The organism is Photorhabdus sp. HUG-39 (genome assembly GCF_963878365.1).
In the GTDB taxonomy this organism is placed as follows: Bacteria; Pseudomonadota; Gammaproteobacteria; order Enterobacterales; family Enterobacteriaceae; genus Photorhabdus; species Photorhabdus kayaii.
Genome location: NZ_CAWNWY010000039.1, coordinates 1 through 21,965, shown reverse-complemented (window position 1 = coordinate 21,965; position 21,965 = coordinate 1). Strand labels below are relative to the sequence as shown.

Below are 21,965 nucleotides of genomic sequence, written 5' to 3'. Positions count from 1 at the left end.
ATTGGCGCATCCAGAAGGATTCGAACCTCCGACCGCTCGGTTCGTAGCCGAGTACTCTATCCAGCTGAGCTATGGATGCGTGTTCAGTTTTTCACTCGGGCAAAAGGCAGTAGTTGCTTCGATTACCTAAATAGCACCTCAGATGACTTCATCTTAAGGTTAAATATGGCGCATCCAGAAGGATTCGAACCTCCGACCGCTCGGTTCGTAGCCGAGTACTCTATCCAGCTGAGCTATGGATGCGTGGTTTAAATGGCGGTGAGAGAGGGATTCGAACCCTCGATGCAGCTTTTGACCGCATACTCCCTTAGCAGGGGAGCGCCTTCAGCCTCTCGGCCATCTCACCGTACGCTTTCTTTCGAATCGCGACTCAGAACTTTCGTTTAAGCTCCTCGTCACTGCGTGGCGCACATATTACTTTCCCAGACTTATAAGTCAAACAATTTTTCTAAACCTGTGTTTGTTTGAACACTTCACACACAAGATGTGTAGTTTGAAACCAAAAAGTGTACTTTATCAGCAGCAAACTATTACACCTTCAATTAAAGTGCATGCAAATCATTATTCGCCACAATAACATGGTAGGAACACTCTGTTCTTACGATAGAAAAACAAAAAAGATGGGAAAATAGACAAGAGTTTAAGAAATTAGCACGACAAAAAATACCAACAGAGGTGAGATTCCTCAAAAATGGCGCCCGGTTCGACAGAAATAGGACGCCAACTTAGAGTCAATAAGTTGTTGGCTGAGATTTTTCGGCCTGAATCCGCTGATAAATTTCTTCACGGTGAACAGAAACTTCTTTAGGGGCATTTACACCAATACGAACTTGGTTACCTTTAACCCCTAGTACTGTAACTGTTACCTCATCGCCTATCATGAGCGTTTCACCAACTCGACGAGTCAGAATAAGCATTCTTTGCTCCTTGAAAATTTAAAAGAGTCGGGTCTTTCGGTTTCCCCGCTATTATCCATCAAACACCGTGAAAACGTAAAACAATGGTATATGCTTAAAGTATAAGCAATTTTAAGCGCATTTCCTATCTATATAGTTTAGCCAAAATAAATAAATATGCGCTTAACCTTTTAACAATTTCACAACAAGATTTCAAGGCACCATAAAAACAGCTCTATGGTGCCCTCTAAACTCAGGTAATACCGCTTATAGCCGCGATACTACCCACTCTTCCACGCTATCCAAAGCAGAAGGTAACGCTTCAATATCAGAACCACCTGCTTGGGCCATATCAGGGCGACCACCGCCTTTACCACCGATTTGCTGAGCTACAGAAGAAATTAACTCACCTGCTTTTATTTGAGCCGTCAGATCCTTTGTGACCCCAACAATTAAGCTGACTTTATCATCACTTATAGCGGAAAGCACAATAATTGCTGAACCTAGTTGATTTTTCAGATCATCAACCATCGTTCTCAACATCTTAGGCTCTGTATTGCTTAACTGACTGACCAACAACTTCACACCCTTCACTTCTTTCGCTTTGCTTGCTAAAGAAGAGCTCTCTTGTGCAGCCTGTTGATCTTTAAGCTGTTGAAGCTCTTTTTCCAACGCTTTGGTTCTATCCAGTGTCACCCGCACTTTTTCACTCAGGCTATGAATATCACTTTTCACCAATTGAGCAATATCCTGAAGTAAATCAACCTGTTGATGTACAGATTCCAACGCTTTTTTACCTGTAATTGCTTCGATCCTACGGATACCCGCAGCCGTTCCAGATTCAGCAATAATACGGAACAAGCCAATATCGCCGGTACGATTTGCGTGAGTCCCTCCACATAATTCAGTGGAAAAATCCCCCATTGACAGTACACGGACTTGCTCTTCGTATTTTTCACCAAACAGTGCCATTGCACCTTTAGCTTTTGCTGTTTCCAGATCCATCAATTCAGTAACAACAGGTGAATTTTGACGAACTTCGGCATTAACCAAATCTTCAACCTGACGGATCTGTTCTGGTTTCATCGCTTCAAAGTGAGAAAAATCAAAGCGAAGGTATTTATCGTTAACCAGAGAGCCTTTCTGTGATACGTGCTCACCCAAAATTTGACGTAATGCAGCATGTAACAGATGGGTTGCTGAGTGATTCAAACGAATGGCATCACGACGTTCAATATCAATAACCGCATTGATGTTATGGTTTACACTTAAGATACCTTTTTCAAGCTTACCAATATGACCAATAGCCTGACCATATTTTTGTGTATCAATAACACAAAAAGCACAATTGGTATTACTCAGAATACCCGAGTCACCAACTTGTCCACCGGATTCAGCATAAAAAGCGGTCTTATCCAGTATAACAATCGCTTCTTCACCTGCTTGAATTTGATTCACTGATTCACCATTACGGAAGATAGCAGTTACTGTTGCCTGCTGTTCGTTATGATCGTAACCAGAGAAATCGCTGCGTTCATCAACTTTGATCAATTCATTATAATTAGTACCGAAACCACTTGATTCACGGGCTCGACGACGCTGATTTTCCATTGCCACTGCAAATCCCGCTTCATCAACGCTAATATTACGCTCACGGCAAACATCAGCGGTTAAATCCACAGGGAAACCATAGGTATCATACAAACGGAAAGCCGTTTCGCCATCCAGAATATCACCGGACAGTTTTGCGAGTTCATCGTCTAATAATTGAAGACCACGTTCCAGCGTACGAGCAAACTGCTCTTCTTCTGTTTTCAAGATCTGCTCAACAACTGCTTGCTGGCGTTTAAGCTCTTCTCCCGCCGCGCCCATCACTTCTAGCAATGGCGCAACCAGTTTATAGAAGAAGGTATCTTTAGCCCCCAACATGTTACCGTGACGGATAGCTCGGCGGATAATACGACGCAGAACATAACCACGGTTTTCATTAGAAGGAACAACACCATCACAAATCAAAAATGCACATGAACGAATGTGATCAGCAATAACCCGCAGAGATTTATTACTCAGATCATCTGTAGCACCAGTGACATTAGCAACAACTGTAATCAAATCACGGAACAGATCAATCTCATAATTAGAATTGACGTGCTGCAATACAGCAGTGATACGCTCCAGCCCCATCCCCGTATCTACGGATGGTTTTGGCAACGGCTCCATCGTGCCATCGGCATGACGATTGAACTGCATAAAGACGATATTCCAGATTTCAATATATCTGTCACCATCTTCCTCCGGGCTTCCTGGCGGCCCACCCCAGATATGCTCACCATGATCATAAAAAATTTCAGTGCAAGGGCCACAAGGACCAGTATCACCCATTTGCCAGAAGTTATCCGATGCATAAGGTGCACCTTTGTTATCACCAATGCGGATAATTCTTTCTGCTGGTATTCCGACTTCATTCTTCCAGATATCATAGGCTTCATTATCTGTCTGATAGACAGTCACCCATAATTTTTCTTTAGGCAAATTAAACCAATCTTTACCCGTCAGAAGTTCCCAAGCATAACTAATAGCATCATGTTTGAAATAGTCACCAAAACTAAAATTACCTAGCATCTCAAAGAAAGTATGATGACGTGCGGTGTAACCTACATTTTCTAAATCATTATGTTTACCACCAGCACGAACACAGCGCTGAGCAGTTGTTGCTCGGGAGTAAGATCTTTTGTCCTGTCCAAGAAAGACATCCTTAAACTGGTTCATCCCTGCGTTGGTAAACAGCAGTGTTGGGTCATTATTTGGCACCAAAGAACTACTTGGTACGACTTGATGCCCTTTAGTATGAAAAAAGTCGAGAAACGCTTGACGGATCTCAGCAGTGCTTTTGCTCATAATTGTCCCAAAATCAAGCTGGAAAAAACAGATTTATGAATTGGTTAGGTGGGATATTCCATCACCTATTTTCAACTCACGAATAAACAAAGTGGGGATAAGATAAAAGTTCTTCTATTAGAAGTATACCCGTCATCTTTCAAGTTGCCTCTTTGTTGGCTGCACTCGCTCACCCCGGTTACATAGTTACCTATGCTCCCGGGGATTCACTCCCTTGCCGTCGCGATGCATCTTGAAATCCATAAGGTATAAAATCCCATATACATCCATTCGCTGGCAGCATTGTAAATCGTCTAGGTATTTTCTGAAAGCATGATCGCATAATATGGATAATACTCGCTTTCTGAAAGAAGAAACCGCGTCATTATTAACGCGGTATAAGTTTGATGACAAAACTTTTACAGCTTTGAATACAAGAATAGAGACTACCGATATTATTAGATTAGAATTCTTCGTTATTCATCTCTTCGTTTTCATTGGCTTCATAATCAGAAGCAGCACTATTGAATTCGCCGGCATTGTGCAACAGCATTTCACGTAATTTTTTATCCAGTTCAGTAGCAACTTCAGGATGTTCTTTCAGGTAGATGGTCGCATTCGCTTTGCCTTGACCAATTTTATCGCCATTATAGCTGTACCATGCGCCTGCTTTTTCCACCAATTTATGCTTCACACCTAAATCGATTAATTCACCATAAGTGTTAATGCCTTCGCCATACATAATCTGGAATTCTGCTTGCTTAAATGGCGCTGCCACTTTGTTTTTTACCACCTTAACACGGGTCTCGCTACCAACGACCTCTTCGCCATTTTTCACAGAACCAATGCGGCGAATATCCAGACGAACAGAAGCATAGAATTTCAGCGCGTTACCACCGGTGGTAGTTTCAGGGTTACCAAACATGACACCAATTTTCATACGAATCTGGTTGATAAAGATCAACAACGTATTGGAGCTTTTCAAGTTACCGGCCAGTTTGCGCATTGCCTGACTCATCATTCGAGCTGCCAGCCCCATATGAGAATCGCCAATTTCCCCTTCAATTTCGGCTTTTGGTGTTAAGGCAGCAACGGAGTCTACGATAATGACATCAACAGCGCCGGAACGTGTCAACGCATCACAGATCTCAAGAGCCTGTTCCCCCGTATCGGGTTGAGAACACAACAGGTTATCAATATCAACACCCAACTTCTTAGCATAGATAGGATCAAGAGCGTGTTCAGCATCAATAAACGCACAGGTTTTACCTTCACGTTGTGCCGCGGCAATCACCTGTAATGTCAGCGTTGTCTTACCAGAAGATTCCGGGCCATAGATTTCAACGATACGCCCCATCGGCAGGCCACCAGCACCTAATGCAATATCCAGTGACAATGAACCCGTGGAGATAGTTTCAACGTCCATTGAACGGTCTTCGCCCAAACGCATGATGGAACCTTTACCAAACTGTTTTTCAATTTGGCCTAGTGCCGCTGCTAGTGCTTTTTGTTTATTTTCATCAATAGCCATTTTTACTCCCTCGTAAGCAATGAAAGGGCTCTCTCACTGCCGATGAATAATTTTTAATACTGAAATGTTGCCTACAATTATACTGTATAATCATACAGCATCAAGTTAATTTTTTATACCCGTTATCTTTCAAGTTGCCTCTTTGTTGGCTGCACTCGCTCACCTCGGTCACATCGTTACCTATGCTCCCGGGGATTCACTCCCTTGCCGTCGCGATCCATCTTGAAATCCATAGGGTATATAATCTCTGATAACAATGTTTTCAGAGAATAAATGACAGCTTGAAGGCGTACTTCATTTCGATCACCATTAAAACAATAACGGCGGGACACAACTTCTACCCCATTTACCGTTAGATATGCAAACCCAAACCACACTGTACCAACAGGTTTTTCTTCGCTGCCGCCATCAGGCCCGGCAATGCCACTGACCGAAACCGCCAGATCTGCCTGCGCGGCTTTCAGTGCCCCTACGGCCATTTCTCTCACAACCTGTTCACTGACAGCCCCATGTTGCTGTAAAACAGCTTCTGACACACCAAGCATCTGATGCTTAGCTTTATTACTGTATGTCACAAAGCTTCGGTCAAAATAAGCAGAGCTACCGGCAATATCTGAAATTGTTTTCGCCAACCAGCCACCGGTGCAAGATTCAGCACAGGTCACCCACAGTTTTTGCTGTCTCAGCTTCTCCCCCAGTTCAATACTAAGCTGAGTCAGAATTTTTTCACTCATAACACTCTCTTTATCCGGTAAAAGATCCATTTCTTTGAAACCGGTTCCAAATCCACAAACTCGTGATTGTCAACGCCAACAGAGTACCAAAGCCTATCCCTGTTGTAACAACCGGGACGCCTATTTTAATAACCAATGAATACAAGCCAAGCATCAATAACATGGCGATATTCTCACCCAAATTCTGGACTGCAATTGCATAACCAGCCCCAGTCGTTTGTCTGCCACTTTCCTGCAATAATGCATTCAGTGGAACAATAAACAAACCGCCAAAAATACCGAGAATGATTAATAAGACGTAGGAAGCCCAAATACTTTGCTGAACAGCAAAAATGACCACCATCACGCCGATTAAAACACCAGCAGGCATACAACGGTGGACTGTTTTAAGGGTGATGAAACGGGCAGCAATACCTGCACCAATAATAATGCCGACAGCAACCATCACATTAAGTATTGTCGGCGTGCTATTGTCAGAAACTCCCAGAACAACCGGTACCCATAAGACCAATAGGAATCTCAATGTTATACCCGCACCCCAGAACAAACTCGTGCCAATTAAAGAAAATCGAGCTCCTTTGTTATGCCAAAGAATACAACAGGATGAAGCAAAGTCTGTCAGCACCTTTTTCAGATTCCAGCCTTTATCCTGACGCACCGCCGATAATCGAGGGATAAAGAAATTAGCGACAACAGCGATACCATACATCAGTGCACAAGCAAGCAGTGCGACAGCCAAATTCCAATCAGACAAAAAACCGCCAGCAACAGAGCCCGTAAGAATGGCAATTATCGTTGAAGCTTCCATCAAACCATTAGCCTTTACTAAACGATCACCATCGGTCAATTCAACCAAGATTCCATATTTAGCCGGTGAATATGATGCAGCCCCCACGCCCACCAAGGCATAACCCAGAAATGGATCATATCCCAAGCAAATAGTAAACGCGCCCAACAACTTTAGGCTATTAGCAAACAACATCACACGATTTTTCGGGAAACGATCAGCAATTTGTCCCACAAAAGGCGCCAATAGGATATATGCCAAGACAAACACTATCTGTAATATCGGCTGACTCCAGTCAGGATAAAACTGGGCTTTCAATTGCGCCAGGATCGCAAACAACAACGCATTATCGGCAAAAGCCGAAAAAAACTGCGACACCAATACAGCTTTCATACCGCGGGTTAATAGCGGTTGAGCAACGGAAGATGCATTCACGATTATTGTTCCTATTCAGCTTCACTTTCCAATAACACGATTTCTTCCTGTTTAACAAAATGTTTCCCCTGACCGAGGATAGTACAAAATCCCTGTTCATCAATTGAAACAATATCTCCAGTATCGAACCAATTAAACTGAATATTCCCATACTCATCTTTTGCCGCTGGTGGTTCTAAATGATTTGGATCTCCAACTCTCAGATACCCCTTCATCATATTCGGGCCACGTAGTTGCAAACGTCCCCCCGTCTTAATTCCTGCTACCGGAATCAAACGGGATTCCATTGCCGGCAAAATCCGCCCAACAGTACCGACCTTAGCCATCATCGGCACATTCAATGCAATGACAGGCGCACACTCTGTCATGCCATATCCTTCTAAAATGCGAATGCCAAATTTGTCTTGCCAAATCTGTTTAGTATTTTCAGTGAGCTTTTCAACACCGGCTATAACACAACGAAGACGCGCAAAGTCATACGGATGAGCAGAATAGGCATAATTCTCCAGGAAAGTAGATGTACCCAATAATACGGTACAGTTACATTCATATACCAGTTCTGGTACTACCCGATAATGCAATGGATTTGGGTAGAGGAATATTCGGCTACCAGACAACAATGGAGTGAATAAGCCAACAGTCAACCCAAATGCATGAAATAGCGGTAGAGAAGACATAAAACGGTCAAGTGGATTGAAATCAGTAATGGTTTTTATCTGTTCCACATTGGCTAACAAACTAGCGTGACTGTGAACGACACCTTTTGATACAGCGTCTGAACCGGACGTAAATAGCACCAAAGCATCATCATCGGGTTTTTGTGCCACCATCGCTTGCTTCGGAAAAAAGAGGTGCCACAAGATCCATAATTTATCCAGCAAAGTCACTGTACTTTCCAAATCCTCAAGATAAACCCAGTTAACCTCGGTAACCTGCTCGGATAAATGTGTTAATCGCTCCTTTTTCAGAAATTGCCGGGAAGTCACGATAGTTTTAATACTGGCAACCGCTAGCGCATTCTTCAATCCATGACTGTCGGTTGTATAGTTTAGTAAAGCCGGTATTCTTCCTCTCAAAGATGCCCCGAATATCGCAGCTACCATAATAGTGGCATTAGGTAAAAGAAAACCAATCCGTTCCCCCTGGCAGGTAAAACGCTGCAAAATACGACTGGCCGCCAGTACTTTTTTAAGCAGACTGTTATAACTGTCTTCTTTAAAAGAAACATCTTCAATACAGGGCTTAAAACGACCAAATTGTTTTCGTGCAACCAGTAAAGATTCAAATATTGTTTCTTGCGGTCGGGTCGCCATTCGGGCATTCATCATTATTTCATGCAAACGCTCACCGGCTAAACGCCGTCGTTGCTCCGAACTAGACGCATTCGGCATCGGCAATTGTGTCGCAGGCAGGATTTTCATTGTCACCTTCGGAAAAAGGTGAAGTTTGAAAATACCTTTTAATCGGCTAAATAGGGTTCTTTCTAACCCTTCAAAACGAACAGGAACCACAACGGCTTCGGATATCGCCGCAATAAAAGCTGCCCCATCATAGATTTTCATCAAAGAACCGGTAACAGTAATTCTTCCTTCAGGAAAAACAACTATTGGTCGTCCTTTTTCTATTTCCTTAACCAGTATCCTGATAGCCATTGGATTTATTGGGTCTAAGGGAACTATTTCAACATAGCGCCTTACCAGTTTCATAAAACCCCGATTTGCAATGTTGGAATAGACAGCAAATACTGGCTTAACCGGCAAGAAAAGTGTCAGCAAAACACCATCAAGAAAAGAGACATGATTAGGCGTGATAAGGCATTTGGGGTGGTTAAATTGTTTAATATCTCCTTCTACTGTTAAACGAAACATTAAACGAAAAACAAGCCTTAGAAATTTAAACAACATATTCGTATCTCAACCCATTTGAAAAAATAAATAGAAGATACTATTTATTATTCGACACTGTAATATTCCTATTTCTCTATAAAAAATACTAAAATAGTGTCAGAAAACTACTCCAGAGAACATAATTTCTTTCACATAAGTTGTAATTTTTTCCGGTGAAAGTTGCGCATTAATAATATGGTTCGCACATTCACAGTAGAGATTTTCTCTGGCGGCAAGCACTTCTTCCATTTCTTCAACAATAGATTTTCCCGTCAAACTAGGGCGTTGGGTACTTTCTGGTTGCTGCATTAATCGCTCGGCCAAAATGCTCGCTGAAGCTTGAAGATAAATCACCGTGCCATTTTGTCGCATATATTGGCGATTTTCAGCGGAAAGAATGATCCCTCCACCGGTAGAAATAACGCGATTGCTTTGAGTAACTTGTTGTAAAGCTTGACTTTCTAATTGCCGAAATTGTTGCCATCCTTGCTGGTTAACAATATCCGCAATGGTCATGTTACTGGTTTGTTGGATATAGTGATCAGTGTCAATAAATGTGTACGATAATTCATTGGCTAATAATTTTCCAACCGTCGTTTTTCCTGCTCCACGTGCACCTACAATAAACAATATTTGGTTCACTGCCTGATATCCTTGATAAATTTCATCGTTAAAAATATATTAACGCCTATAGTAACCAGAACTTTACATCAACGTAAAATTAAAAGTTAATATATACGGTAAAAGCTACCCCAAAAGCATGATCTTACCGAAACTTCAATATAACCAGACACGCTTCTGGGGTAACAGTAAACACATTACTTACGGATTAAATCATCTCCATAACCAATCCATTTATACGTAGTCAGCGCATCTAATCCCATTGGACCACGGGAATGCAGTTTTTGCGTACTAACGGCAACTTCCGCTCCCAAGCCAAACTGGCCGCCATCAGTAAAACGAGTGCTAGCATTCACATAAACTGCGGCAGAATCAACCTGACGAACAAAATAGTCAGCATTGTGCAAAGATTGAGTCAAAATAGCATCAGAATGGGACGTACCATATGTACGAATATGATCAATTGCCTGCCCCATATCACTAACAATTTCCACATTCATATCCAGAGATAACCACTCATCACGGTAATCTGCTTCTGTAACATCCACGACCTTAGCAGGTCCATCTTTCAAAAACACCATTGCTGATTTACTCGCATGCAGAGTAATTCCCTGCTCTTCCATGCTCTTGCTCAATGCAGGCAGAAAATCAGCCGCAATCTTATGATGTACCAACAATGTTTCCAAAGCATTACAGGCACTTGGCCGTTGTACCTTAGCATTAGTGATTACAGTTAATGCCTTAGCAAAATCAGCACTTTCATCGACAAAGGTATGACAAACGCCAATTCCACCCGTAATAACTGGAATGGTCGATTGCTCACGGCACAGCTTATGCAACCCTGCCCCACCACGTGGAATCAACATATCCACATAGCGATCCATTTTTAGTAGCTGAATAACTAACTCACGGTCCGGTTTATCTATCGCCTGCACGGCTGCGGTAGGTAATCCACTCTGTTCAAGTGCCTGCTGAATGACTTTCACTGTCGCTTGATTGGTGTTATGTGTCTCTTTACCTCCACGCAAAATAACCGCATTACCGGTTTTCAAACACAGAGATGCAACATCGATGGTGACATTAGGACGTGCTTCATAAATCACCCCGACCACACCCAGCGGTACACGGCGACGCTCCAATCTCAAGCCACTGTCAAGCAAACTGCCATCAATGACTTCCCCTACCGGGTCAGATAAACCGCATACCTGACGAACATCGTGAGCTATCGCGGTCAAACGTTCCGGCGTCAATAATAGACGATCCAACAATGCTTCGCTCATGCCCTGTTCACGGGCCTGAATCATATCAAGCTGATTAGCTTCAAGAATGATTGCACTTTCCTGCTCCAGTAAATCTGCAATGCGAATTAATGCCTGATTTTTCTGTTTTGTACTTAGCTGTACCAGTTGCCATGCAGCTTCCCTGGCAGCCTTTCCCATTTGTTCTAACATTATAAATCCTTAACTTACGATCATGTCGTCACGATGAACCGCAACAGCACCATATTCATAACCGAGGATTTGGCTTATCTGTTGTGAATGGTGGCCTGCAATTAAACGTAGAGCATCACTGTTATAACGGCAAACACCATGCGCCAAATCTTTACCAGACAGACTACGAATGCAGATAACCTCTCCACGGGAGAAATCACCTTTAATATTTTTAATCCCTTTCGGTAATAAAGAGCTGCCTTTTTCGCAGATTGCTGTTTCAGCGCCATGATCTACAATAATTTCACCCGCCGGAGGTGCGCCAAAAATCCAACGCTTGCGATTTTCCATCGGGCTTTCCAACCCATGAAAGCGAGTACCTATTGGATTACCTTCAATGACATCAGAGATGACATCTGGTTTATTACCCGCGGCAATAATGACATCAATACCAGCGCGACCTGCAATCCCCGCAGCTTGAAGCTTAGTTGCCATTCCTCCCGTCCCTAAACCGGAAATGCTATCACCAGCAACCATACGTAATTCATCGCTGATGTCATAAATTTCCGGGATAAGTTTTGCGTCTGGATTGCTACGCGGATCAGCGGTATATAGCCCTTCAATATCCGTCAGCAATAACAATTTATCGGCTCCCGCCAGAATTGCCACTAGTGCAGATAAATTATCATTATCACCAACTTTAATTTCCGCTGTCGCAACGGCATCATTCTCATTAATTACAGGCACAATGCGATTATCGAGCAAAGCCTGTAAGGTATCTCTGGCATTTAAAAAACGTTCGCGATCTTCTAAATCCGCCCGGGTCAATAACATTTGCCCAACATGGATACCATAAATAGAAAAGAGCTGCTCCCACAACTGAATCAACCGACTTTGACCGACCGCCGCCAGCAATTGCTTGGATGCAATCGTTGCAGGTAGATCCGGATAGCCCAAATGTTCCCTCCCTGCCGCAATAGCACCGGAAGTCACAATAATAATGCGATGACCTTTTTCATGTTGCTGAGCACATTGTCTTACCAGTTCTACAATATGAGCTCGATTCAGGCGACGAGAGCCGCCTGTCAGTACACTCGTCCCCAGTTTCACAACCAATGTTTGGCTGCTATTCATCATATTTTTGCCATTAGATTTAAATTAAAAAAACAGTGCTCAGTTTTAACAGGAGAGAAGCGTTATGCCAACAGGCATCATAATGTTAAATTGAAAAATATAGGAGCTTAGAACAAATTAATGCTGTCCACTTTATCCGAAAGCGCATGAAATCTTTATAAAATAAAGCAGTTAATAATCAACAAGTAACGGACATTTCATCAACAGACTTTATTTTTCAACCATTGACTCATCTCCCATAACGCCTTATTGAAACTGTTATAAACAGGCGTTGTCGGAATAGCCAGTAATTTACTATCCATTGATGACATTGCTATCAGCTTAGATTCTTCTTTCGGGCTGAAAATATCATTCTGCCAATAACCCGCTAACATGGGAACGGAACAACGCCGACCTAACAAACCTTGTTTTTTAAGGGAATAACAGCCGAGTTCGAGACGAAACGCCTTTTCATCCACATTATAAATACCCAGTCTGCTAGCAAACATATCAAGATACATCGAAGGTGAATTTTGTTGACGCTCAACGCTAGTGAGCCACTCATGAACGATAGCGCCAAGAGTTGCAACACCCTTGATACGTTTAGATTCCAAATAGGCCAACCGGACGGCAATATTGGCACCAAAGCGAAAACCAAATAGGCCAATCCTGGTGTGGTCAATCCAGGGAATTTCATCCAGTTGATGGATGATTTGTTGATGGAGAATACAAGTATCCTGTGTCAGCCTCAGACGTGAAGAGTGACCAATCGAGGGCATATCTACAGTTAACATCACAAATCCAAGCGGCGCCAGATAATCACGGAATAGCCGATAATAATCGCTTTGCAAATTATCCAAACTGCCACAAACCAAAATAGTTGGAGAAGGACTTTGCAGTTGCTGAGGCAGATGAAGGAAGCCAGTCACACAACCACCTTCCTTGAGTTTGAACTCTATTTTTCTCAACTGATAGCCAGAACAACGAGCTGCATTTTCATAAGCTTTATTGGCTAAAATGACGGCCTGCTGAGACAACTCATCACCCTTAAGATGGGGATAACCAGCGATGCTATACAAATTAGCCGCTTTCAACCAGAAATTGCCAGCTTCTGGGGTCTGCTCTGCCTGCAACGCTCTCTGTTGCCACAACATCGCCTGATGTGACCACTCAAAAACCCAGTTACCTTTACGATACCCAATCACCGTATCCAGTAAATTATCATCACTGCGCTGCGCGTTTGTCATGGCAATCCGGCACAACACTTCTTCTATTTCAAACGGATCAATTTCTCGCCAAATCCACATCAGCCGGTTAATCATACGATACCAGCTACCATGACTATTACCATCCAACGTACTGTAATTACCCGCAATTAACCGAGGATCGCGGTGCTTTACCAGCGTGGAGGTTTCCTGATGTTTTTGTCTTGGCTTAAAAAGTGATTCTGAAAGGTTCCGATTTGCCATAACTAATGCTGATGTTATTTACCTTCACAAATTGGTGGAACGAATACTACACTCATATCCCAAGGCTGCTCGATCCAAGTATCTTGAGGAATATCAACAATATAATCATCAACCAGCGGTTGGCCTTCCGGCTTTGCAAAAATAGTCACAAAATGGGCTTTTGGATATATTTCACGGATGGCCTGAGCAGTACCTCCAGTATCAACCAGATCATCCACAACGATAAAACCTTCACCATCGCCTTCTGCTTTTTTCAGAACTTTCAGCTCACGTTGATTATTATGGTCATAGCTGGAAATACAGACTGTATCTACATGACGGATACCCAATTCACGCGCCAGAAGCGCTCCAGGGACAAGGCCACCACGACTCACAGCAATGATGCCTTTCCACTGTTCGACAGGAAGTAAACGTTGTGCCAATTTACGGGCATGTATTTGCAACATATCCCAAGTTACGACATATTTTTCGCTCATAAGAATTGATCCCGATAACTTAAGAATACTTTAGAAAAGCATCTCGCAAAAAAAGTTGCGCGAATTATAGTGACTTAGGTCTGTAAAAACTAGCGGAAACAGGGAATCGATGAATCGTATTATTCTTAACAAAAGTAAAGTGGTATTCTGAGTCCAATAACATCATGGCGTTAAGCGCTCATCATATAGAAACTTAATTGAGATGCAGTCATAGGAGATTCGTCGTGTCAGAACTATCACAATCAGAACTATCACAATTATCCCCTCAACCTCTATGGGACATCTTTGCCAAAATCTGCTCTATTCCTCACCCTTCTTACCATGAAGAAGCGCTGGCAACCCACATTGTTCAATGGGCGCAAGAAAAAGAGTTGCACGTTGAACGTGATCAAGTTGGCAATATTCTGATCAGAAAGCCAGCCAGTAAAGGGTTGGAAAATCGTAAAGCAGTTGTTCTGCAAGCACATCTTGATATGGTGCCACAGAAAAACAACGATACAGTGCACGATTTCACTAAAGATCCTATCCGTCCTTATGTTGATGGTGAATGGGTTACTGCCCAAGGTACAACTCTGGGGGCTGATAACGGTATTGGCCTGGCATCAGCGTTGGCTGTACTGGCTGATGACAATGTAAAACATGGCCCGCTAGAAGTTTTATTGACCATGACGGAAGAAGCCGGAATGGATGGTGCTTTTGGCTTGCAACCGGGCTGGCTTCAAGCTGATATCTTAATCAATACCGATTCAGAGGAAGAAGGGGAAATCTACATGGGTTGTGCTGGAGGTATCGATTTTACCACCACTTTAGCATTGACTCGTGAAGCTGTTCCGGCTCACTACAAGACACTAAAACTGATAATCAAAGGGCTAAAGGGCGGGCATTCCGGTTGTGATATTCATTTAGGACTGGGTAATGCCAACAAACTACTGGCTCGCTTCCTTGCCGCCCATACTCAGGAATTGGGGCTAAAACTGCTCGACTTCCAAGGCGGTACGCTGCGTAATGCCATTCCACGAGAAGGCCATGTTATTGTTGCCATCCCCGCCGATAAAGCAGCACAGCTTATCCAACTGAAAGATAAGTACTTGGATATACTGAAAAATGAGTATGCCATCGTTGAGAAAAACCTGACTGTATTATTGGAAGAGGTCGAAACCGACATTCAGGCATTAACTGATGACTGCCAAAGCCGTTTTATCTCATTGCTAAACAGTACCCCTAATGGCGTTATCCGTTTGAGTGATGTCATCAAAGGTGTAGTAGAAACTTCGCTAAACGTGGGCGTTGTTGCAATGGAACAAGATAAGGTGAATATCATTTGCTTAATCCGTTCGCTCATCGACAGCGGCAAGTCCTATGTCATAGGTATGCTCTCTTCACTAGCTCAACTGTCGAATGCTGAGATTTCCGCTAAAGGTGATTATCCCGGCTGGCAGCCAGATGCAAGTTCTCCTGTAATGCACTTAGTCAGTGAGACTTATCAACAGTTATTCGATAAGACACCCAATATTATGGTGATCCATGCAGGGCTGGAATGTGGCCTATTCAAGAAACCTTATCCTGATATGGACATGGTATCTATCGGGCCAACCATTACGGGCGCTCACTCTCCTGACGAACAAGTGCACATCAAGAGTGTCGGGCAATATTGGCAACTGCTGACTGCAATTCTGAAAGCTATTCCTGAAAAGGCTTAATCAGCTCTCCCCTGCCTCGATGTGATGGCAGGGGAATTACCATTCAAGCAAGAGTTGCCGCTCAATTTCTGGGTCCTGCAAAGTCACGTGCAAACCCACTAAACGAACGCCACGCCCTTCCCGGCGAGATATCCATGTTTTCTGGACCAATTGCAGTAAATCCTGTTTATCCAATAATGGATGAACATGCTCCTGAGTGGTGAGTTGAAAATCATCAAATTTCAGTTTAACCCCCTGACGGGCAATCCGCAGATCAGGTTTAACGTTACCCAATCGTTTTTCTAATTCCAGATATAAACTTTCTATCAGTTCAGTACACTGTTCCCATATCAATATGAATAATCTTTCGCATTCTGCTTTAGCCTATCAACAATGACTGTATAAACATACATAAAAATAGACTCAAGAGCAATCTAGTAACAACATCAAGAGTTACTGTTAACAGACGCTTTTAGCTCAGATTTGAAAATATCTTGATCAACAAAATAATTAATACCGTTATTAACTTTTTACTGCCCGATTCCTTGCATTAAGTGACCTATCTTGTAAGTGCAACTTTTCTATTTAACGACATTCCAAGGATGCTTATAACAATGAAAAAACAAAAAACCTCAACTACAGCGACTACACAGCCAATTAATCGCCCTCTTCATTATGCTTTATCAAGCATAATTATGCTGAGTACGGGCCTGCCAGGTTATCTGGCTGCACAGGAAAATGAAGAGCAAAAATCAAAAGAAAAACCGGAAAAATCAGAGAAAGTCATCACACTTTCTACACTTTCTGTTATTGGAGGATTGAATAATAGCGTCAGTGCCGGAAGCTCCGTATTGAAAAAAGAGGATATTGAACGTACCCAAGCAGATAATATTGCCGAGCTGCTCGATCAACTTCCCGGCGTTTCTATGTCAGGATCGCCTCGTCCAGGCGGCCAAACTCTGAATATCTGGGGAATGGGTGATACAGAAGACGTTAAAATCACCTTAGATGACGCACCGAAAGGCTTCGAAAAATATCGCCAAGGCTCTATCTTTATTGAGCCCGAATTAATCAAGCGAATCGATGTCGATAAAGGCCCACATAATCTACTTGATGGTAATGGCGGATTTGGCGGAACAGTTAAAGTTGTCACCAAAGATGCCAGTGATTTATTACGGCCGGGAGAAGATTTTGGTGGATTGTTGAAATACAGTTATCACACTAATGATCGTCAAAATATTTATAGCAGCGCAGTTTATGGCCGGACAATAGAAGGCTTTGCTGACGGTCTGTTATATATGAGCAAACGAGATGGCGGCAATATTAAACGACCGGATGGTACCCGCTTTGTTTTCTCTAAAAGTGATCAGGCATCCTATTTATTGAAAACGAATTTTTACCTGAACGATGCTAATACATTGACACTTTCCGCTATGCGTTCTGATTCTGATGGTTGGCAGCCGTGGGCAGCAAAACGTGATGAGATAGCCGTTCCGTCAGAAGCCGATGTTGAAAAATATGGTTGGAATGAAGCCTGGCGCCGGAAATTGGTTTATCGTGATCAAACAGACCAAAATTACACAGCCAAATGGAATATTGCGCCAGAAGACAATCCGTTACTTAACTTGACAGCAACCTATGCCTATTCGAAAACAGAACAGCATGATAAACGCTCTGAAAAAGCTCACAGCGGTTTTCTTGGCTCATTGGGAAATGAAAGCTGGATCGACTATGTGGATAACCTAGTAGATATAAATAATGAAAGTACTTTTATAACCGGACCGATAGAACACACATTATTAGCTGGAGTTCGTTGGCATAAAAATCAACGTAATACCCTTATCCATGATAGAAGTAAAGACAAAAAACCTGAATATAATCATGGTTATTTTCAGCCAACCTATATGCCTTCAGGCGAGCAAAAAACGAGTAGTTTCTATTTGCAGGATGCAATGGTTATAGGCAGTGTTACTGTGACACCCGGTGTTCGCTATGACCATATCACCAATATTGGCAAACCCAATATCGCGGCAATCTACAATGATAACTCACCAAATGTAGGTCATGATTACAGCAATGTCACCTATACCGGCTGGTCTCCTCATTTTGGTATCATGTGGAAAGCAACACAAAACCTGTCACTATTTTCAGATATCAGCCGGACATGGCGCGCTCCGTTGGTGGATGAACAGTATGAAATGCAATATGCCAAGGCAAGTGTCACTGCCACCAGCCGTAACTTGGATGTAGAAAGAATAACTGGTTTACGCTTCGGTGCGATTCTGAATTTCAATAGCCTGCTGGCGGACCAAGATAGTTTGCAAATCCGTACGACTTTATTCCGTAATAGAGGCAAGGATGAAATATTTACCCGTCGCGGAATAGTGTGTAAATCACCGGATTGCGGAAAGCCTTTATCCAACTACCGTAATTTACCGGGATATACCATTCAAGGACTGGAAATCGAGACTTTCTACGACAGCAATTCCTTGTTCGGAAAACTTTCTTATTCGACTATCCGTGGTCAGAGAGATGCTTCACCTCGCAATCCTTGGGGTAATAAAACCTGGATTGCGGAAATTCCACCCACCTCCGCCCGCGCCATGTTAGGTATAAAAATCCCTCAATGGCAGATGGCAATAGGCTGGACCGGAGATTTTGTCCGTAAACAAGACAGATCGCCTAAAGATGGCGATCCAATGGCAAGACTTTGGTCAATACCCAAAAGCAAAGGTTATGCACTGCATGGTTTATTCGCCAGTTGGCAACCCAATTTCTGGCAAGGTTTTGAAGCTCGTGTAACAGTAAATAACCTGTTTAATCGGGATTATCACCCATATCTCAGTGAATCGGTTTCCGGGATTGGACGTAACATTAAATTCAGCGTCTCACAAAAGTTCTGATTTCTCACCTGATAGTTCCCTCTGTTTGAGGGAACTCAGACTGCTGACCATTCAGCTCTCCAGGTTTATTTCTCGCCCTGACGCTGAAATATCGCGACTAACTGCTCTTCTGAAAAATCACACTTATTTAGTTGAATAAGTTATTAGTTTTATTTAACAATAATTACCTTGATTGATAAAATAGTCATTTCTTTAATTGAAAAAGGTATGTTGTCGTCAGAATGGATACCTGTTAAATTAAGACTCTTATTATTTTATCGTATGGTTCATCTTATTTAGGTTTTTTTACGTCACATGATTTAACTATCCTTTTAACACACTTATTTATATATATTTTTTTCTTACTCTATATCTTGTAGTAAGAAATGTTAATTGATATTTCCATGTGTACACTGTCAGAGTTATTATTTTTTTCCGCCGACAAAAAAGCAGATTTTATAAATTCCGCAGAAATCAATACCTATTTCTCTAGTGCTTGAACTTAATATCTTTATCAAATACCATTAGATATATTTTACTATACCCCGAAAATAGAATATGACGGAACGCATTTATCTGTCCAGTCCGGTACTGACTGGTGATAACTTGGTAAACCAGCACTAGAAATCCAACCGGATGTGGGTGATCTTTTGATCTTTAACTCTCAATGTATGCACGCCGTGACTGCTGGTGTAGACGATCTACGTTTGAGTTTGTCATGTTTTATTGGCTACCGCGGAGCAGCAAACCCGCTGTCATTCTGGAGTTAATATGTTGCATAACTATTGGGGGGAATTTCTAGGACTGGCGGTGATTCATTTTCTGGCAGTGGTAGCTCCGGGGCCAGATTTCGCGGTTACCATACGACAAAGTGTGAGGTTTGGTCGCTGGGCTGGGATATGTACGGCAGTGGGTATCGGAGCGGGAATATCAGTACACGTCATCTATACACTAGTGGGGGTTAGTGCATTGCTGCATACCACTCCGTGGTTAATGGAATTAGCAAAACTTGTTGGGGGAACTTACATCATATGGCTCGGTATCAAATTTATCAGGAGTAAGCCTACCGATGTGGCTGTCTTAGAGAGTGAGGGAATTGTTCAAGCTTCACAGAGTAGATGGAAAGCATTTCTGATGGGGTTTATGACAAACGCCCTTAATCCTAAGGCGACGTTGTTCTTTTTGGCAGTTTTCACGACTGTGGTGAGTAGCAATACACCTATCCCAATACAAATGTTTTATGGGGTGTGGATGTGTGTGGTCAATGCGGTATGGTTTGTATTGGTCAGTGTTATTTTTTCTAATATAGTGATTCGTAATAAATTCATACGGAAAGGGTATTGGTTCGAGCGGGTGATGGGACTGGTGCTGATCGGATTTGCTGTTCGGTTATTATTTATGTCTGTTTGAATTTCTCCAAAATAGGGATTGGCAACGAACATCTCAATACTAATATACAACTTGTTCGGTAATAGACGAAATGATTACTGTAATCAGCATGAAAACGGATAAAAAGATACTATTTACGATTTTATGTAATTGCCATTCCATTTTAAAGGTGGTTGCTTAGGCGACCACTAAATTAAATTATAAAGCAATATTGCCGACTGGATGATCAGTCGATTTCCTTCTAAAGAAAAATTGCTGATAGCTGTTGTTAGACAGGAATAGATGAAAATGCTTTATTGCATCAACGATGGTAAAAATCTGGCAGATTAATCAGACAGCAAGGTTATAACGATTAAACGGATATTTAAATGTTAAAACAACGATTAAATTTCTTATAAAACAACAATATGAGTTAATTTTATCATGAAATCATATTAAAGACATAAAAGAGAAATGGTTTAAATCGAACCGTAGAAAAACAATGCTATTGGAATGATTAAATCAGTGTGAAAAATTTAAACCGGCGTATTTAAGATGTTGGTTTTGCATAATAAACACGACATAACAACGCTGAAAGTAACCCGATTAATATTCGTTTAAATCATTTATTTACGGATTTTATTACTCCGATTTTTCATGATTGATGATTTAATCGGTTTATAGGAAAGTTTATTACCCGGTTGAAAACATTATTAATTTTCTCGCTCAATTTCAGTGTAATATCGAATTTTCTACCCGCTTTGAAAAAACCTAATCACTGCCTTTTACCTTTAATGATTAAAGTTTTATCTGTTTTTTCATGACACACTTGCGCTTTTTCTCGATTTTAAAAACCCATCCGGTTGCGGCAAAATGCCGTAAGGGAACTCACTTAAGGCCAACAGCTTGACAGATGATGGTCATATGAAAATAATAATCATTTTCATATAGCCAAATTGTTGGAAATCATAATACCAACACCAAAGATATGCCTAAACTTAATTCTGAATTTAATCATTATGCTCAACAGTTTTATTTTGAACATCATGACTGGTTATATAACTGGCTACGTCATAAAATCCCTTGCCCGTGCCATGCTGAGGATCTCACTCAGGACACTTTCCTGAACGTTCTATCAAGTTCAAATTTGTCAGACATCCGCCAACCACGGCCTTTTCTGGCGACCGTGGCCCGCTGTCTGGTTGCCAACTATTACCGTCGAAGAAAGACCGAAGAGAACTATTTAAAGTATATAAACTCGACACCAGAAATGACTATGCCTTCTGCTGAAAGCAGCATCGCCACATTTGAACAGCTTGAAAAACTCGATATCACTCTTGATAAATTGCCAGTTCAAGTAAAAAGCGCTTTTTTGCTGGCACAGCTACAAGGTCTACGTTATAGCGAAATAGCGGATCAACTTCAGGTTTCTGCCAGTTCAGTAAAACAGTATTTGCAACGAGCGCATAACAAATGTAAAAAAATTCAAATTCTCACTTAAAATTCAAAAAACCGTTCTGCGAAAGCAGTCTGATAGTGGGGGCTATAATCACACTCTTATTTCGTTTCTCCTGTGGTGCAGACGGTGCGACCATCGAGACACTAAAGGCGTATGTAGAATCACAGAAAACACCGGGTTAGCTCCCCCTTATATCCTGTCTTTCCTACACAAATATTTTAACCTGCCCCCTCGTTATTGAACTTTTTCCTCATAGATTGATCTCAATAACAAACCCGACTTGAGGTAATCTTTATGTTTTCAACCTGCGCTGAACAATGGG

At 42.1% G+C, this 21,965-nt stretch carries 14 protein-coding genes, 3 tRNA genes and 2 pseudogenes; 4 read left to right on the top strand and 15 right to left on the bottom strand.

Annotated elements, in window-relative coordinates; all coding sequences use genetic code 11:
• Window positions 1–2: 2 nt before the first annotated feature.
• From AAC155_RS20195 to gpt, 14 genes and pseudogenes are all read right to left on the bottom strand, one after another.
• Window positions 3–79 (bottom strand) — tRNA-Arg (locus AAC155_RS20195).
• Window positions 80–166: 87 nt separating this feature from the next.
• A tRNA-Arg gene (locus tag AAC155_RS20190) sits at window positions 167–243 on the bottom strand.
• 10 nt (window positions 244–253) lie between these two features.
• A tRNA-Ser gene (locus tag AAC155_RS20185) sits at window positions 254–346 on the bottom strand.
• Window positions 347–731: 385 nt separating this feature from the next.
• Window positions 732–917 carry a carbon storage regulator CsrA gene (csrA, locus tag AAC155_RS20180; RefSeq protein WP_002209449.1) on the bottom strand — a complete coding sequence of 62 codons (186 nt, stop codon included), beginning with the start codon at window positions 915–917 and terminating at the stop codon, window positions 732–734.
• 246 nt (window positions 918–1,163) lie between these two features.
• Complete coding sequence (gene alaS / locus AAC155_RS20175; RefSeq protein ID WP_113043894.1) at window positions 1,164–3,794, bottom strand: alanine--tRNA ligase; 2,631 nt, start codon at window positions 3,792–3,794, stop codon at window positions 1,164–1,166.
• Between the two features lie 442 nt (window positions 3,795–4,236).
• Complete coding sequence (recA, locus tag AAC155_RS20170) at window positions 4,237–5,304, bottom strand: recombinase RecA (protein ID WP_112878357.1); 1,068 nt, start codon at window positions 5,302–5,304, stop codon at window positions 4,237–4,239.
• Between the two features lie 176 nt (window positions 5,305–5,480).
• The gene (gene pncC / locus AAC155_RS20165; protein ID WP_113043906.1) at window positions 5,481–6,038 is read right to left on the bottom strand and encodes a nicotinamide-nucleotide amidase; all 558 of its coding nucleotides are present in this window, start codon (window positions 6,036–6,038) and stop codon (window positions 5,481–5,483) included.
• Between the two features lie 10 nt (window positions 6,039–6,048).
• Entirely contained in the window at window positions 6,049–7,218 is a 1,170-nt protein-coding gene (lplT, locus tag AAC155_RS20160; RefSeq protein ID WP_191214956.1) for a lysophospholipid transporter LplT, read from the bottom strand.
• 68 nt (window positions 7,219–7,286) lie between these two features.
• Window positions 7,287–9,164, bottom strand: a pseudogene (aas, locus tag AAC155_RS20155) (bifunctional acyl-ACP--phospholipid O-acyltransferase/long-chain-fatty-acid--ACP ligase); the annotation flags it as partial.
• Between the two features lie 99 nt (window positions 9,165–9,263).
• On the bottom strand, window positions 9,264–9,788 hold the full coding sequence (gene aroL, locus AAC155_RS20150) for a shikimate kinase AroL (RefSeq protein ID WP_113043891.1): 525 nt from the start codon (window positions 9,786–9,788) through the stop codon (window positions 9,264–9,266).
• A 176-nt stretch (window positions 9,789–9,964) separates the two neighbouring features.
• Window positions 9,965–11,218, bottom strand: a complete 1,254-nt coding sequence (proA, locus tag AAC155_RS20145) for a glutamate-5-semialdehyde dehydrogenase (RefSeq protein ID WP_113043890.1) — start codon at window positions 11,216–11,218, stop codon at window positions 9,965–9,967.
• Window positions 11,219–11,227: 9 nt separating this feature from the next.
• Window positions 11,228–12,331 carry a glutamate 5-kinase gene (gene proB, locus AAC155_RS20140; protein ID WP_113043905.1) on the bottom strand — a complete coding sequence of 368 codons (1,104 nt, stop codon included), beginning with the start codon at window positions 12,329–12,331 and terminating at the stop codon, window positions 11,228–11,230.
• A 200-nt stretch (window positions 12,332–12,531) separates the two neighbouring features.
• Window positions 12,532–13,779 carry an esterase FrsA gene (gene frsA, locus AAC155_RS20135; protein WP_113043889.1) on the bottom strand — a complete coding sequence of 416 codons (1,248 nt, stop codon included), beginning with the start codon at window positions 13,777–13,779 and terminating at the stop codon, window positions 12,532–12,534.
• 14 nt (window positions 13,780–13,793) lie between these two features.
• Window positions 13,794–14,255: a xanthine phosphoribosyltransferase gene (gene gpt, locus AAC155_RS20130; protein ID WP_113043888.1), complete on the bottom strand. Its 462-nt coding sequence runs from the start codon at window positions 14,253–14,255 to the stop codon at window positions 13,794–13,796.
• A 224-nt stretch (window positions 14,256–14,479) separates the two neighbouring features.
• Here gpt and pepD point away from each other — a divergent pair, with 224 nt between their 5' ends.
• On the top strand, window positions 14,480–15,955 hold the full coding sequence (gene pepD / locus AAC155_RS20125; RefSeq protein ID WP_113043887.1) for a beta-Ala-His dipeptidase: 1,476 nt from the start codon (window positions 14,480–14,482) through the stop codon (window positions 15,953–15,955).
• 36 nt (window positions 15,956–15,991) lie between these two features.
• On the opposite strand, the pseudogene AAC155_RS20120 reads toward pepD, so the two are convergent.
• Window positions 15,992–16,282: pseudogene (locus AAC155_RS20120) on the bottom strand (DinB/UmuC family translesion DNA polymerase); the annotation flags it as partial.
• A gap of 266 nt (window positions 16,283–16,548) precedes the next feature.
• Between AAC155_RS20120 and AAC155_RS20115 the strand changes: the two are divergent.
• From AAC155_RS20115 to AAC155_RS20105, 3 genes are all read left to right on the top strand, one after another.
• Entirely contained in the window at window positions 16,549–18,837 is a 2,289-nt protein-coding gene (locus AAC155_RS20115) for a TonB-dependent hemoglobin/transferrin/lactoferrin family receptor (protein ID WP_228900472.1), read from the top strand.
• A gap of 750 nt (window positions 18,838–19,587) precedes the next feature.
• The gene (locus AAC155_RS20110) at window positions 19,588–20,226 is read left to right on the top strand and encodes a LysE family translocator (RefSeq protein ID WP_113043885.1); all 639 of its coding nucleotides are present in this window, start codon (window positions 19,588–19,590) and stop codon (window positions 20,224–20,226) included.
• Between the two features lie 946 nt (window positions 20,227–21,172).
• Window positions 21,173–21,685, top strand: a complete 513-nt coding sequence (locus tag AAC155_RS20105) for a sigma-70 family RNA polymerase sigma factor (protein ID WP_113043884.1) — start codon at window positions 21,173–21,175, stop codon at window positions 21,683–21,685.
• The last annotated feature ends 280 nt before the right edge of the window (window positions 21,686–21,965 follow it).

What these genes read in the sequence shown, in the direction of transcription:
- AAC155_RS20105 (WP_113043884.1), top strand. Translation starts at nt 21,173, where the DNA reads ATGCCTAAACTTAATTCTGAATTTAATCATTATGCTCAACAGTTTTAT.
- proA (WP_113043890.1), bottom strand. Translation starts at nt 11,218, where the DNA reads ATGTTAGAACAAATGGGAAAGGCTGCCAGGGAAGCTGCATGGCAACTG.
- pncC (WP_113043906.1), bottom strand. Translation starts at nt 6,038, where the DNA reads ATGAGTGAAAAAATTCTGACTCAGCTTAGTATTGAACTGGGGGAGAAG.
- gpt (WP_113043888.1), bottom strand. Translation starts at nt 14,255, where the DNA reads ATGAGCGAAAAATATGTCGTAACTTGGGATATGTTGCAAATACATGCC.
- alaS (WP_113043894.1), bottom strand. Translation starts at nt 3,794, where the DNA reads ATGAGCAAAAGCACTGCTGAGATCCGTCAAGCGTTTCTCGACTTTTTT.
- recA (WP_112878357.1), bottom strand. Translation starts at nt 5,304, where the DNA reads ATGGCTATTGATGAAAATAAACAAAAAGCACTAGCAGCGGCACTAGGC.
- AAC155_RS20115 (WP_228900472.1), top strand. Translation starts at nt 16,549, where the DNA reads ATGAAAAAACAAAAAACCTCAACTACAGCGACTACACAGCCAATTAAT.
- lplT (WP_191214956.1), bottom strand. Translation starts at nt 7,218, where the DNA reads ATGAAAGCTGTATTGGTGTCGCAGTTTTTTTCGGCTTTTGCCGATAAT.
- csrA (WP_002209449.1), bottom strand. Translation starts at nt 917, where the DNA reads ATGCTTATTCTGACTCGTCGAGTTGGTGAAACGCTCATGATAGGCGAT.
- proB (WP_113043905.1), bottom strand. Translation starts at nt 12,331, where the DNA reads ATGAATAGCAGCCAAACATTGGTTGTGAAACTGGGGACGAGTGTACTG.
- AAC155_RS20110 (WP_113043885.1), top strand. Translation starts at nt 19,588, where the DNA reads ATGTTGCATAACTATTGGGGGGAATTTCTAGGACTGGCGGTGATTCAT.
- frsA (WP_113043889.1), bottom strand. Translation starts at nt 13,779, where the DNA reads ATGGCAAATCGGAACCTTTCAGAATCACTTTTTAAGCCAAGACAAAAA.